Here is a 13436-nt window from a genome sequence, read left to right on the forward strand (position 1 = left end):
CCGGCAACGGACACCGCACCGCACCAGCAGCACCTCAGACAAAGGAGCACACCAGTGAGCGACTACGCCGTCGTCAACCCCGCGACCGGAGAGACTCTCCGCGACTACCCGACGATCACGGATGAGGAGCTGCAGCAGGCGATCACCGCCGCGTCCGCCGCTCACGAGGAGTGGTCGCGTCGCGCTCCCGTCGCCGACCGCGGCGCACTCATCGCCCGCGTCGCCGCCCTCCACACGGAGCGCCGCGAGCAGCTGGCGGAGATCGCCGTCCGCGAGATGGGCAAGACGTACGAGCAGGCGCTCGGCGAGGTCGACTTCGCCGCCGCGATCTACCAGTACTACGCCGACAACGGTGAGGCCTTCTCCGCCGACGAGCCGATCGAGCTGTCCGACGGCACCGGCTCGGCGTTCATCCGTCGTGCCTCGCTCGGGGTGCTGCTCGGCATCATGCCGTGGAACTTCCCGTACTACCAGGTGGCGCGGTTCGCCGGCCCGAACGTCGTCAACGGCAACACCATCCTCCTCAAGCACGCCCCGCAGTGCCCCGAGTCGGCGCTGGCGATCGCGCAGATCTTCGACGACGCCGAAGCCGAGCTGGGCGCCCACGATGCCGTGTACGTGAACATCTTCGCGACGAACGACCAGATCGCGACGGTCATCGCCGACCCGCGCGTGCAGGGCGTCTCGGTCACCGGTTCAGAGCGCGCCGGTTCCGCGGTCGCCGAGCTGGCGGGCAAGCACCTCAAGAAGGTCGTGCTCGAGCTCGGCGGGTCCGACCCGTTCATCCTGCTGTCGACCGACGACCTCGACGCCGCCGTCCAGGACGCCGTCAACGCCCGCATCGACAACAACGGGCAGTCCTGCAATGCCGCCAAGCGGTTCATCGTCATCGACGAGCTGTTCGACGACTTCGCCGCGAAGTTCACCGAGGTCTTCACGGCGAACGCGCCGGCCGACCCGATGGCGGAGAGCACCCAGCTCGGCCCGCTGTCGTCGGCCGCCGCGACCGAGCGACTCGGCGAACAGCTGGGACGTGCGAAGGCACAGGGCGCGACGATCCTGGCATCGGGCGAACCGGATGGGAACTTCTTCCCGCCGGCAGTGCTCACCGACGTCACGCCCGAGATGGACGCGTTCCACGAAGAGTTCTTCGGCCCCGTCGCGGCGCTCTACCGGGTCGCGTCCGAGGAGGAGGCCGTGCGCCTCGCGAACGACACCCCGTTCGGCCTCGGCTCCTACGTCTACACGACCGACCAGGAGCAGGCGCTCCGGGTCGCGGACGGGATCGACGCCGGCATGGTGTGGATCAACCTCGTCCTCGGCGACGCGGCGGAACTGCCCTTCGGCGGCGTGAAGCGCTCCGGCACCGGCCGCGAGATGGGCAAGCCCGCCATGGACGAGTTCGTCAACAAGAAGCTCATCCGCATCGCGTAGGCGCTTCGGCCCCGGCCACCGACGCCCCCGTTCGGTCACTGAGCCTGTCGAAGTGCGGTCCCGCCCCATGTCGACCGCCCTTCGACAAGCTCAGGGACCGGGATGGGGTGCGCGCGAGGACCGGGACACGGTGCACCCGCTCACTGCGCTCCTCACCCGCGGAACGCTTTCCGGCCACTGAGCTTGTCGAAGTGCCTCGTACGCACCTCGACAAACTCGGTGGCCGAGCTGCGCTCGGTGGCCGAACGTCCCCCACAGGGCGTGCATCACTCCCGTTGTCCACAGGGCGCGCGCACCCGACCAGGTGCGATGACGTCGCGAGCTAGCCTTTCGAGGAGGGCGAGGCTCGTCAGTCTGGGGCACGGTCGAGTTGCGTCAGCGGCTTCAAATCTCTAGCCCCCTCTTCATCTTGCAATCAATGGGGGGCTTGAGTAGAATTATGCCGAGGCCACAGAAGTACCGCGATGTGGTGAGGTTCCTCAGCTCGAAAGGCTGGGTGCTGCTCCGGCAGCAGAAGGGTTCCCACGAGAAATGGGGCAATCCGGAGAACGGGTGCGAGTATCTGACGATTCCACATCACGAGGTTTCGGCCGGAATCGTGAAGCAGCTCATCGAGATGTTCCCGGACGCGCCGAGCGGGTGGAAGTAGCGCGCCGCACCGCTCGACCGCCCCGACAGACAATGAGGAGGCCCGCGAATGACCGCAGCAACCGTGACCCAGACGCTCGACGTCGTGACCTACCTCGACGGCAAGTGGTGGACGTTCGAGATCCCCGCGCTCACCACCGACTCCCCCCGAGGCGCGGGACACCGGATCGTCGCCATGGGCTCAGCGAAGCGGTTCAAGGACATCGCTGCGGCTGCCCGCGACGTCGCGGCCCTGTGGCTCGATCTCGATGACTACGACGGGGACGTCGTTGTGACGGTCCGGGATGAGGCGGTCGGCCTCTGGGGCGAATCCAACACCCTTGAAGAGCAGGCACGCCAGCAGGTGCGCGAGGCAGCGCGCAAGCGCCGCGAGGCCGTCCTGAGCCTCATCGCCAAGGGAGCCAGCCAGAGCGACGCCGCGGCCGTCTTCGGGGTCTCGGTGCAACGTGTGAGCCAGCTCGTGCACTGACGCTCGTCGATCGGCAGTCCCCGCCGAGAACCTCCCCGGTCGCTGAGCCCCATCCGGTCACTGAGCCTGTCGAAGTGCAGTCCCGCCCCGATGACCACCGCCCTTCGACAAGCTCAGGGACCGAAGGGGTGAATCTGGGAACGAGGGTGCACGACGCGCGAATCCGTCAGCCGTCGGCGAGCTGGAGGGCGCTCCATAGCTCGGCTCGGTCGGCGAAGCGCGACAGGTCGAGGTCGAGCAGCGACTCGAGCGTACCGATGCGCGCTCGGAGGGTCTGCCGGTGGATCCCGAGGCGGCCAGCCGCCTGATCGGTCACGCAGTTCGCCTCCAACCACACCCGAGCCGTGGTCATGTGGACCGCACGAGCCTCGGCTCCGAGCCCGCCCAGCGGCTCCAGCAGCCGGTTCGCCAGCACCTCTCCACCCGACGCACTCAGCAACCCGAGCAACCCCTGCTCGGCGAGCGCCTCGTACCGCACGAGTCGCGGCGTCTCCCCCGCCGATGCGCGCGCCCGCTCGGCCTCGGCCAGCCCGTCCCGCAACCCCTCCCAGCTCGTCCTCGCCGACACCCCGCCCGACAGCCCGTGACGGCCGACGACGGCGTCCCAGAGCCCGGTGTCCGCGTCGCTCGACACGATGACGATCCGTTCGTCCTGCTCGGCGAAGAACAGCTTGCCGCCGTGCGCCGCGGCCTGCACATCGAGCTCGGAGAGGAAGCCCAGCTCACCCTCGGGGATGTCGACCACGGCGACGCGGATCGGGTCGGGCGGCAGCGGCCCCCAGAGCCGCTGGGCGGTGCGCTCGGCGACGGCGCGGTCCCCGGAGAGCAGCAGCTCGAGGAGCCCGGAGCGCAGCTGCCGGCGTGCGAGGTCGAGGGCGCTGTGCTGCTCGAGGGCGATGCTCGCGAGGCCGATGACGCTGGAGACGAGGTCGTGCTCGGCGTGGTCGAGCGGCACGCTGGACCCGACCGCGAGGATGCCACGCAGCTCGCCCCGGCGGCCGAGCGTCAGCAGCGTCGCGCCCTCCGCTCCGTCCGCGAGGTGCAGTCCGGCCCGCGACCCTCGCCGCAGCACCTCGGCGACGGCGGCCTCCACGCCCTCCGGCACCGGCTCGCGCGTCCTCGTGGTCACCCGGTTGCCGAGCGCGTCGTACAGCGCGACCCAGCAGCCGAGCTGCTGCCCCAGCTCCGCGAGGATCGCCGTCAGGCCGTCGGGTCGGAGCGCCGCCCTCGCGACCGCACGCTGGGCGGCGAGCGACCACTCCAGCGATGCCACGCGGGCGGCTGCGACCGCGTCGGCGACGAACCGGATGATGCCGATGAACGGGGTTCGCTCCCCCACCTCGAGCAGGGTGAACCCGTGACGGTCGCAGGCGTCGACGAGTCGCTGCGGGATGTCGATGTGGATGATCCCGGTGGCGAACCCGAGCGCGAGCACGCCCCGGGCGGAGAGGCGACGGACGTACTCGTCGGCGCGGCGGTCGGCGAGCTCGTCGCTCATCTCGCCGGTGAACTGCATGCCGTCGGTGAGGAGCAACTGTCCGGGCTCCAGCCAGGGTGTCGGGTCGCCGAGGTCCGAGCTGTGCACCCAGGCGATGTCGCGGTCGAGGACGTCGGCGTCACCCGCGACGACGAGGCCGAGCTTGAACACCGGCTCGGCCATGAGCGTGCGCAGGGACACGTTCGACGACGCACGGCCGACCTCGCCAGCGATCACTGAAGTGGTGGACACGTGCCGAAGGTACCACTGATCCCGCCATGTACATCGGCCGCGTCGATTGCCAGGCTGCAGGGGTGATCAATGACTTCCTCTCCGGCCTCGACAACGCCGGCGTCCGCGACGCCGACACCCAGCGCGTCCTGCACTCCTGGTCCGCCCAGAGCACGCTCAAGCCGCTCCCCATCGCGGGCGGCCTCGGCAGCACCGTGTGGGACCACGACGGACGCAACTACCTCGACTTCTCCAGCCAGCTCGTCAACGTGAACCTCGGGTACCAGCACCCGAAGGTCGTCGCGGCGATCCAGGAGCAGGCGGCGCAGCTCACCACGATCGCGCCCGCCGCGGCGAACGCGACCCGTGCCGAGGCGGCTCGTCTCATCCTCGAGCGTGCGCCCGAGGGCTTCGAGAAGGTCTTCTTCACCAATGGCGGCGCCGACGCGAACGAGAACGCGATCCGCATGGCACGCATCGCCACCGGCCGCGACAAGGTCATCTCGACCTACCGCTCGTACCACGGCAACACGGGCGCGGCCATCGTCGCGACGGGCGACTGGCGCCGCATCCCCAACGAATACGCGCGCGGTCACGTGCACGTGTTCGGCCCCTACCTCTACCGCACCGAGTTCTGGGCCACGACGCCGGAGGAGGAGTCGGAGCGCGCCCTCCGTCACCTCGAGCGCACCGTCCAGGCCGAGGGTCCCGGCTCGATCGCCGCGATCCTCCTCGAGACCGTCCCCGGCACGGCCGGCATCCTGATGCCGCCACCCGGCTACCTCGCGGGGGTCCGCGCGATCGCCGACCGATACGGCATCATGCTCATCCTCGACGAGGTCATGGCCGGCTTCGCACGCACCGGTGAGTGGTTCGCGTTCGACGCGTTCGACGTGCGACCCGACCTCATCACCTTCGCGAAGGGCGTCAACTCCGGCTACGTGCCACTCGGTGGCGTCATCGTCTCCGAGCACATCGCCCGCGTCTTCGACGAGCAGGTGTTCCCTGGCGGACTCACGTACTCCGGCCACCCGCTCGCCGCCGCGAGTGTCGTCGCGACGCTCACCGCCATGGCCGAGGAAGGCGTCGTCGAACATGCCAAGGCGATCGGCGCCGACCACATCGGGCCCGCGCTCCGCTCCCTCGCCGAGCGCCACGAGCTCATCGGCGAGGTCCGCGGCAGCGGCGTGTTCTGGGCGGTCGAGCTCGTCGAGGACCGCGACACCCGCGCACCACTCGATGCGGCGGCGATGGGTCGGTTCAAGACGTCCCTGCTCGAGGCCGGCCTCCTGCCGTTCATCAGCGAGAACCGCATCCACGTCGTCCCGCCCGCCGTCGTGACCGCCGACGAGGTCGCCTCGGGTGTCGCCATCATCGACGCCGCCCTCGGGGAGCTGCGCGCATGAGCGGCGAGCCGGACCCGTTCTGGGACTCGGTCTCGGGACTCCCGACCCCGGCCCCGTCCGCCGCGGCACGACCAACACCCAGCACCCCTGCACCCCACGACGCCCAGGAGCCCTCCGCATGACCACCACCGCCACGAGCACCACCACCGACGCCGGCACGCTGCCGGTCGTCCCGCACTGGATCGACGGAGCCGAGGCCCCGTCCACCTCCGGCCGCACCGCCCCGGTCTACGACCCGGCACTCGGTGTCGCGACGAAGCACGTCGCGCTCGCGAACCAGGACGAGATCGCAGCGGCCGTCGCATCCGCCGCAGCCGCCTTCCCCGCCTGGCGCGACCTGCCGCTCGCGAAGCGTCAGCAGATCGTCTTCAAGTTCCGTGAGCTGCTCGACGCGAAGAAGGGCGAGCTTGCGGAGATCATCACCGCGGAGCACGGCAAGGTCGTCTCCGACGCGCTCGGTGAGATCACCCGTGGGCAGGAGGTCGTGGAGTTTGCGACCGGTCTCGCGCACCACCTCAAGGGTGAGTTCTCCGAGCAGGTCTCGACCGGGGTCGACGTGTATTCGACGAAGCAGCCGCTCGGTGTCGTTGGGATCATCTCGCCGTTCAACTTCCCCGCGATGGTGCCGATGTGGTTCTTCCCGATCGCGATCGCGGCCGGGAACACGGTCGTGTTGAAGCCGAGCGAGAAGGACCCGTCCGCGGCGATCTGGCTCGCGAAGTTGTGGAAGGAAGCCGGGCTCCCCGACGGCGTGTTCACGGTGCTGAACGGCGACAAGGAGGCCGTCGACGGGCTCCTCACCCACCCCGACGTCCACGCGATCTCCTTCGTGGGTTCCACCCCGATCGCGAAGTACGTGTACGAGACCGGCACCGCACACGGCAAGCGCGTCCAGGCGCTCGGCGGGGCGAAGAACCACATGCTCGTGCTGCCCGACGCCGACCTCGACCTCGTCGCCGACTCCGCCATCAACGCCGGCTTCGGCTCCGCGGGCGAGCGGTGCATGGCGATCTCCGTCGTCGTCGCGGTCGAGCCCGTCGCGGACGAGCTCATCGCCAAGATCGCCGAACGCGCGGCGACCCTGCGGATCGGTGACGGACGCCGGAACTGCGACATGGGACCACTGGTCACGAAGGTGCACCGCGACAAGGTCGCGTCCTACCTCGACATCGCCGAAGCCGACGGCGCGACGATCGTCGTCGACGGCCGCAACACGCCCATCGACGGCGACCCGAACGGGTTCTGGCTCGGCCCGACCCTCATCGACAACGTCCCGACGACGTCGAAGGTGTACACGGAGGAGATCTTCGGACCCGTCCTCGCGGTCGTCCGCGTGCAGTCCTACGAAGAGGGCGTCGCGCTCATCAACGGTGGTGCGTTCGGGAACGGGACCGCGATCTTCACCAACGACGGCGGTGCCGCCCGGCGGTTCCAGAACGAGATCCAGGTCGGCATGATCGGCATCAACGTGCCCATCCCCGTGCCGGTCGCGACGTTCTCCTTCGGCGGGTGGAAGGACTCCCTGTTCGGCGACACCAAGGCCCACGGCGCAGAGGGCGTCCGGTTCTTCACCCAGCAGAAGGCCATCACCTCCCGCTGGCTCGACCCCTCCCACGGCGGCATCAACCTCGGCTTCCCCCAGAACTGAGGTCGCCCGCGCGGAGGCTGGCCCTTCGACAGGCTCTGGGACCGGCGCGTGGCGTTGGTGCCTGAGCCTGTCGACGGGCGGTCCCTGCGCACGCCATCGGTCTCTGCGCGTGCCATCGGTCCCTGAGCCTGTCGAAGGGTCTCGCCTCCTCAGCTGGCCCTTCGACAGGCTCAGGGACCGGGCAGCCCCACGGTCCCGCCCTTGCCTCCGGTCGGCCGCAGCCGCGACAATGGCCCCGCCGACCACGACCGACGAGGGGCGCCACCGATGGCCATCGAACCGACCGAGCTCGACCACCGCTTCACCGCACCGATCGGCGTCGATGTGAAGGGCGACGTCTGGTCCTGCGTCGAGATTCCCGGCTCAGCCGAGTTCTTCGGCACCGGCAAATCCGTCCGCGTCGACGCGACCGTCGACGGTGTCGAGCTCCCGAACGTCGGCCTCATGCCGACCGGCTCCGGTGGTCACATGCTGTCCATCAGTGCGAAGCTCCGGAAGCGCCTCGGCAAGGACATCGGCGACACCGTCGACGTCCACCTCACCCGCCGCCTGAGCTGAGCACAGGAGATCCGCGCGACAGCAGGAGATCCTGAGGGAGAACCTCCTGCTGCCGCGCGGATCTCCTGTGCTCAGCCGCCCGTGACCCGGCGGATGAGGTCCTCGATGAACGGAACGACGTCCGACGCCTGGTCGACGCCCGCGAAGGCGACCGCCAGCAGCGGCCACAGCGACACGAGGAGCGCCGAGATCACCGCGGCGACGGCGAGCACCCAAGAGAGTGCGCCGTTGCGACTGCGGACGCACCCGAGCAGGAACAGCAGCGCGAGGACGTACCCGATGAGGAGCGCGACCACGATGCCTCCGACCGGGACGTCGAGCGCACCGACCGTCGCGCCGTCGGCGGCGCCGATGAGCCCGAGGATCGGGATCAGCACGCCGACGACGATGAGCACGAGCAGGACGACGCCCGTGATCGCAGCGGCCCACACGGCACGCGGACGCGGGCGCGCGCCGTACGACGTGGTCCGGCTGAAGAGCGGCATGTCACTGCTCCTTCGCCGGCGCCGCGGCTTGGGTGGCCGTGACCTCGGCGGAAGCGTCCGCCACCTCGTCGACGTCGGCGACCTTCGGGGCAGACTGGTCGGGCGTGTCGCCGCCAGCGGACCCAGCTGTGTCGCTGTCCAGCTCGGGGACCGGAACCGGGTCGGCATCCGGGCCCGTCGCGGCGGGCTCTTCCGCCGGAGTGTCCTGGATCGCGTCAGCCGCCCCGGCGGGCTCAGCATCGGCGAGGTTCGGGTCGGCGCCGTGCGTCACCTCCTCGGCGACGGTCGCCAGCGAGTCGGCCGCGGTGGCCAGCTGATGGGCGGCCTCGGCGAGTTCCGCCGACACATCGTCGGAGGAATCCGACACCACCGCATCGGTCGGTTCGCCGCCGACGTCGCCGACAGTCACGAGCTCGCCGTCGGCACCGGCGGCCGCGCCCGGCTGCCCGTCTCCCAGCGACCGGCCGCCGTCGCCCTCGGACCGGCCGGTCCGCTGCTCGACCGCGTCACCAGCGGCGTCGGCCAGGTCGGCCGCTCCGGCTCGCGCCGAGTCCACCGCGTCCGACGCAGCCGTCTTGGCGTTGGCCAACGCTTCTCCAGCAGCCTCCGCCGCGTCGCCGATCGCGGCACCCGCCGCGGACGTCGCATTGCCGATGGCGGCCTTCGCCTCGTCGATCGCTTCGCCCGGATCGGGCTCGATCGGGTCGAAGGGCCCGTGGATGTCCGTCACCGTGATGTCGATGTCGACCGGTCCCGGGTGGCGGGCCTCCAGCGCGGCCGCGACGTCGGCCCGGACCGTGTCGGCGACCTCGTCGATGCTGGCCGGGTACTCGGCCACCAGTGAGACCTCGACGTTCAGCACGTCGTCGTCGGCCAGGACGTTGACGCCGGGGACGGCGGTGCGACCGAGCAGGCGGGTGCGGGCGCTGTCGATGGCGCGGGCCGCCGGGGACCCGAGGGCGTGCACGCCGGGGACCGTCTCGGCCGTCGTGGCGATGACCTGGGCGAGTTCGTCGGCCTCCTGCTCACGTCGCCGGCCGGAGTCGAACTCGACCACCGGTACGTCCGCCGCTTCCGGCGGAGCCGCCGATTCCGACACCGACACCGTCGGCGTCTCGGCGGAGACCGAGTCGGCCACGGCCGGTTCAGCGGCCTCCGGACCAGCGACAGCCCCGTTCGCCGGCGCGACCACAGGAGCGGGCGCGGTCCCACCCGTGTGCTCGCCGTCGTGCGACTCGATGCGGCGGACCTCGTCATCGGGATGCGCGGGCACGAGCACCGTCGGGTGCTCCGCCCGGACCTCGGCCGGGGTGGGGATGTGCTGCTGGTCCGGGTGCTTCGTGTCGTCGCTCATGCGATCCTCCTCGCACCGCGTCGGCGGTGCATCGGTCCTACTGCTGTCGGTTCGGGTGCCGCGGCGGCACCGCGGGGTGTCGGGTCAGACGACCCGGTTCGTGCTGGCGAGCCGTGTGCGCAGCCCGCTGACGATCTGGATGACCACCGGGGTGGAGGTCCCGAGGACGCCGTCCCACTCGTGGATGGCCGCCTCGATGTCGCGCCGCAGCTGGACGGGCGAGGCGCCGCGACGAGCGTGTGCGGTGAGGCGCAGCGTGGACTGCTTGCGGATCCGGAAGCCGGTGACGTCGACGGAGACCACCTCGGGGTTGCGCCCGATCGCCTCTTCGAGGACCTGCTCGGCGACCTTCACGTCGAGCACGACGCGACCACCGGTCGGGGTGTCCTTCGTCCGCTGCTCGTCGACCTGCAGCAGCGTTCCGGTGTGCCCGCGGCCCTGCCGGAACACGAACCAGAGGATGACGAGGATGAGCAGCAGGGCGACGACCGCCGCGACCCACAGGATCCACGGCTGGGCGTCGATGGTGTCGTTCGTCGGTCCGACGGCCCGCTCGGCGTTCTCGCTGATCGTCCGCTGCACGTCAGGCAGAAGCGCACCCACGGACAGGGCCGCGCCGGCCGCGAGGACGATGAGTCCGACCACGAAGATGAAGAACCGGTTGAGGAAGCGATTCGTGGAGTTCATCAGGCCACCGTTCCCTTGCTGCTCACGCGGACCTTGGCGCGGAGCGCCGGCCGGTAGTCGTAGGACGCGACCTCCGCGTCCACGGCCTGCTGGATCTCGCGCTGGTCGACGCGTCGACCGCTCGTCGGCGTGACGTCGACGCGGGCGCTCCTGGCCCCGACGCTGACGCTCACCTGCGAGGGGTCGATGTCACCGGCGTACGAGGCGACGCGGGCGAGCGACTGCGCGATCACCCGGTCGTCCACGACCGCCGCCGTGCGCTCGGCGATCGACCCGCGACGCCCTTGGCGCGCGGGAGCCAGCGACAGGACGATCAGCACGAGGCCGACGATCGCCGCGACCACGCCGATGGCGACGAGGAGTGGGGCCGGAGCGGTCGCCGCAGTCAGCACCGCGGTGATGATGTCCTTCGGTGCGACGAGGAGCGCCGGCTGCCCGATCGCGGCCAGGACCGACTCGGTGCCGAGCCAGGCGAGCACGAGCGCGAGGATGATCGCGATCGTGATCGCGAGCGTCGACCGCGGCGAGTGGGTCTCACGACGCACCGCGCGGCGGTACAGGGCTGGCGTGCTCACAACACCCTCCTTCGTTCTTCGAGCTTCGCGCCCGTGATGTGGAGGTCGACGCGTCCGATCGTCGACCCGGTCAGGTCCAGGCACCGCTCTCGGATGATGGTCTGTGCGCGTGCCAGGCGTTCGAGGACGGTTCCCGAGGTCCGGGATCCGGCGCCGAGGGGCGACACGTGGATGGGCGTGCTCGCGGTGACCGTGAGGGCCCCCTGGGCGTCGGAGAGCTCGACCGAGACCTCCGACGCCCGCACACCGAGTTCCTCCGCGGTGACGGCAGACACGACGCGACGCACGGCGCGGGAGCTGATCGTGTTGCGACCATGCACGGCCTGTTCGGCCGTCACCGCCGCGGTCACGACGACCGCCGCCCGCGGAGCGCGTCGGCGACACCGCGCAGGTCGAGCTTGCCCTCGAGCACGCGTCCGATGCCGAATCCGATCAGCATGAACAGTGCGACGAGGATCATGCTCCAGAACCCGAATGCGACGGCCGCCAGCGCCAGGACGGCACCGACGAGGATGCCGCGATCGGTCGTGGTCACTGGACGCGGCTCTCGTCAGCGTCGTTGTCGTCGTCCGACGGGATGTGGACGTCGGCGACGGTCACGTTGACCTCGGTGACGTCCATGCCGACGACGTTCGAGATCGCGTCGGTGACGCTGCGACGGACGTCGTCCGCGACGCGCTGGAGGTCGACGGGGTACTCGGCGACGATCACGATGTCAGCGGCGACCTGCTTCTCGCCGACCTCGACCGAGACGCCCTGACCGCGGTCCTGAGCGTTGATGGCGTTGCGGATGGCGCCGATGGCGCGAGCCGCTCCGCCACCGAGGTCGTGCACGCCGGGGACCTCGCGGGCTGCGATGCCGGCGACCTTCTGGACGACGCCATCGGCGATGACGTTCTTGCCCGTGGAGGTCGTTGCGGCGTGGTTCGCGGTGTCGGTGGTGTTCGACATGGTGTTGCTCCTTCGGTGTCGGGTGGTGCTGGTTCACGCTCCGGGTGTCCGGCGGCGGTGCCCGTGTCCCGGGCGACACCTATGAGACTGCGCGTCACGACCGAATCTCACGGTCCGTCTCGAACTTTTCCGGAAGCACTCATTTTTTGGATATCCGGCGACGGACGTCAGCCCCGCAGGGTCTGGCTCGGGCCCTCGCCGAAGCGGTTCCGGTAGGCGGAGGCGAAGCGTCCGAGGTGGACGAAGCCCCACCGCTTCGCGACCTCACCGACGGTCGTCTCCTGCGGCGAGCTCTCGGCGAGCTCGCGCCGGGTGCGGTCGAGGCGGATGTCGCGCAGGTAGGCGGTGGGCGACATGCCGAGTTCGCGACGGCAGTGGAGCTGCAGCGTCCTCGTGTGCAGCCCGGCCGCCTTCGCCGCGTCCGCGGGCGTGATGGGCTCCGCCGCGTGATGGTGCAGGTACTCGACCGCGAGGCGCGTGCGCGCCATCGAAGGCTCGCGGAGCGGCTCCGGCAGGTCGACCACCGCCCACGGTGCGAGCTGGAGCAGCGCGAGGGCGAGCGGTCGTTGGGCGTTCATACGGAGCAGCGGAGGCGCCGTCTCGTCGGTGAGCACCGGGGTGGAGGCGTTCAGTGCCACGCGCCAGCGCTCGATCGCCTCGGGTGTCGGCGTCGCCTCGAGGTCGAAGGACACCTGCTGACTCGGGCCGGCGTGGATCTCGGTCGCGATGTCCTCGAGGTACGGGGCGGAGAAGACCACGGAGTTCTGCCGGTGCGGGGTGAGGTGCACCGTGTACGGCCGGTGGAACGGGAGGACGAACGGGTGTCGCGGGATCTCCATCCGTTGGCCGTCGCGGCGCACGATCCAGCCGCCGCCGGTCGTGACCCACGAGACCACGTAATCCGTGAGGCCCGGGGTCTCGCCGGTGACGTGTCCGGTCATCGTCGCGGTGCGGAGCGAGACACGGTCGTCACCGATCGACACCCACTGGAACGAGAACGGCTCGGTTCCACGGGTGACGGTGAAGCGGCTGCCGTCGTAGGCGCGCTCGTAGTTGTGCCGGGCGGTGGCCGGGTCGTCGCCGCTGACCGTGACCTTGCGGATCGGAACCGTCGACGCCGTACTGCTCGCGGCGCCGAGCAGTGGGCTGGTGTCCGAGTCGCTCTCCGGATCGGATTCGGATGCGAGGAAGGAGTGTTGCATGGCCGTCCTTGTGCGAGTGGGGGTCTCTTCGTCGCGGGACGGGCCCCAGGGCCCCGTCGGTTTCCCGCGTCATTGGAGAGACGGACCGAGAGGAGGGAATCTCACGGTTCACTCAGCAGTTCGTCAGACAACGCCGTTCCGGATGCCCTGCGGCAGGCGTTCGGGTGAAAAATCAGTGGTCGGACCCCCCGGTCCCTGCGCCACTTCTTCCCGGTCCCTGAGCCACTCCTCCCCGGTCCCTGAGCCACTCCTCCCCGGTCCCTGCGCCACTCCTCCCCGGTCCCTGCGCCAATCCTCCCCGGTCCCTGAGC

Annotated in this window: 15 protein-coding genes; 6 read left to right on the forward strand and 9 right to left on the reverse strand. The window is 70.3% G+C overall.

All coding sequences use genetic code 11. From position 1 onward, the window contains the following. Window positions 1-54: 54 nt before the first annotated feature. From HOW07_RS16890 to HOW07_RS16900, 3 genes are all read left to right on the forward strand, one after another. Window positions 55-1434 (forward strand): NAD-dependent succinate-semialdehyde dehydrogenase, encoded by a 1380-nt coding sequence (locus tag HOW07_RS16890; RefSeq protein WP_175117933.1) that lies wholly within the window; start codon window positions 55-57, stop codon window positions 1432-1434. A 439-nt stretch (window positions 1435-1873) separates the two neighbouring features. Next, entirely contained in the window at window positions 1874-2083 is a 210-nt protein-coding gene (locus HOW07_RS16895; protein ID WP_175117934.1) for a type II toxin-antitoxin system HicA family toxin, read from the forward strand. Window positions 2084-2131: 48 nt separating this feature from the next. Then, on the forward strand, window positions 2132-2551 hold the full coding sequence (locus HOW07_RS16900; protein WP_121292393.1) for a helix-turn-helix domain-containing protein: 420 nt from the start codon (window positions 2132-2134) through the stop codon (window positions 2549-2551). Between the two features lie 166 nt (window positions 2552-2717). On the opposite strand, the gene HOW07_RS16905 is transcribed toward HOW07_RS16900, so the two are convergent. Next, entirely contained in the window at window positions 2718-4280 is a 1563-nt protein-coding gene (locus HOW07_RS16905; RefSeq protein WP_175117935.1) for a PucR family transcriptional regulator, read from the reverse strand. A gap of 26 nt (window positions 4281-4306) precedes the next feature. On the opposite strand from HOW07_RS16905, the gene HOW07_RS16910 reads away from it, so the two are divergent. From HOW07_RS16910 to HOW07_RS16920, 3 genes are all read left to right on the forward strand, one after another. Further along, window positions 4307-5665: an aspartate aminotransferase family protein gene (locus HOW07_RS16910; protein WP_175117936.1), complete on the forward strand. Its 1359-nt coding sequence runs from the start codon at window positions 4307-4309 to the stop codon at window positions 5663-5665. A 118-nt stretch (window positions 5666-5783) separates the two neighbouring features. Continuing rightward, complete coding sequence (locus tag HOW07_RS16915; protein WP_175117937.1) at window positions 5784-7313, forward strand: CoA-acylating methylmalonate-semialdehyde dehydrogenase; 1530 nt, start codon at window positions 5784-5786, stop codon at window positions 7311-7313. Window positions 7314-7580: 267 nt separating this feature from the next. Continuing rightward, window positions 7581-7871: a DUF1905 domain-containing protein gene (locus tag HOW07_RS16920; RefSeq protein WP_175117938.1), complete on the forward strand. Its 291-nt coding sequence runs from the start codon at window positions 7581-7583 to the stop codon at window positions 7869-7871. Window positions 7872-7942: 71 nt separating this feature from the next. On the opposite strand, the gene HOW07_RS16925 is transcribed toward HOW07_RS16920, so the two are convergent. The 8 genes from HOW07_RS16925 to HOW07_RS16960 all read right to left on the reverse strand — a co-directional run bounded on the left by HOW07_RS16925 (window position 7943) and on the right by HOW07_RS16960 (window position 13125). Continuing rightward, the gene (locus HOW07_RS16925) at window positions 7943-8356 is read right to left on the reverse strand and encodes a hypothetical protein (protein ID WP_175117939.1); all 414 of its coding nucleotides are present in this window, start codon (window positions 8354-8356) and stop codon (window positions 7943-7945) included. Between the two features lies 1 nt (window position 8357). Then, complete coding sequence (locus HOW07_RS16930) at window positions 8358-9710, reverse strand: Asp23/Gls24 family envelope stress response protein (RefSeq protein WP_175117940.1); 1353 nt, start codon at window positions 9708-9710, stop codon at window positions 8358-8360. Window positions 9711-9794: 84 nt separating this feature from the next. Further along, window positions 9795-10397, reverse strand: a complete 603-nt coding sequence (locus tag HOW07_RS16935; RefSeq protein WP_121292377.1) for a hypothetical protein — start codon at window positions 10395-10397, stop codon at window positions 9795-9797. After that, window positions 10397-10972, reverse strand: a complete 576-nt coding sequence (locus HOW07_RS16940) for a hypothetical protein (protein WP_121292375.1) — start codon at window positions 10970-10972, stop codon at window positions 10397-10399. The genes HOW07_RS16935 and HOW07_RS16940 overlap by 1 nt, the downstream gene beginning before the upstream one ends. Beyond that, a complete protein-coding gene (locus HOW07_RS16945; protein ID WP_121292373.1) occupies window positions 10969-11322 on the reverse strand; it encodes a hypothetical protein in 354 nt (117 codons plus the stop codon). Before HOW07_RS16945 ends, HOW07_RS16940 begins: the two co-directional genes overlap by 4 nt. Next, window positions 11319-11507 carry a DUF2273 domain-containing protein gene (locus HOW07_RS16950; RefSeq protein WP_064296821.1) on the reverse strand — a complete coding sequence of 63 codons (189 nt, stop codon included), beginning with the start codon at window positions 11505-11507 and terminating at the stop codon, window positions 11319-11321. The genes HOW07_RS16945 and HOW07_RS16950 overlap by 4 nt, the downstream gene beginning before the upstream one ends. Beyond that, a complete protein-coding gene (locus HOW07_RS16955) occupies window positions 11504-11923 on the reverse strand; it encodes an Asp23/Gls24 family envelope stress response protein (protein ID WP_064296822.1) in 420 nt (139 codons plus the stop codon). The genes HOW07_RS16950 and HOW07_RS16955 overlap by 4 nt, the downstream gene beginning before the upstream one ends. Before the next feature lie 167 nt (window positions 11924-12090). Continuing rightward, entirely contained in the window at window positions 12091-13125 is a 1035-nt protein-coding gene (locus HOW07_RS16960) for a helix-turn-helix transcriptional regulator (RefSeq protein ID WP_175117941.1), read from the reverse strand. Window positions 13126-13436 lie beyond the last annotated feature (311 nt).

The organism is Plantibacter sp. MCCC 1A11337 (assembly GCF_013349365.1).
Lineage (GTDB): Bacteria > Actinomycetota > Actinomycetes > Actinomycetales > Microbacteriaceae > Plantibacter > Plantibacter flavus_A.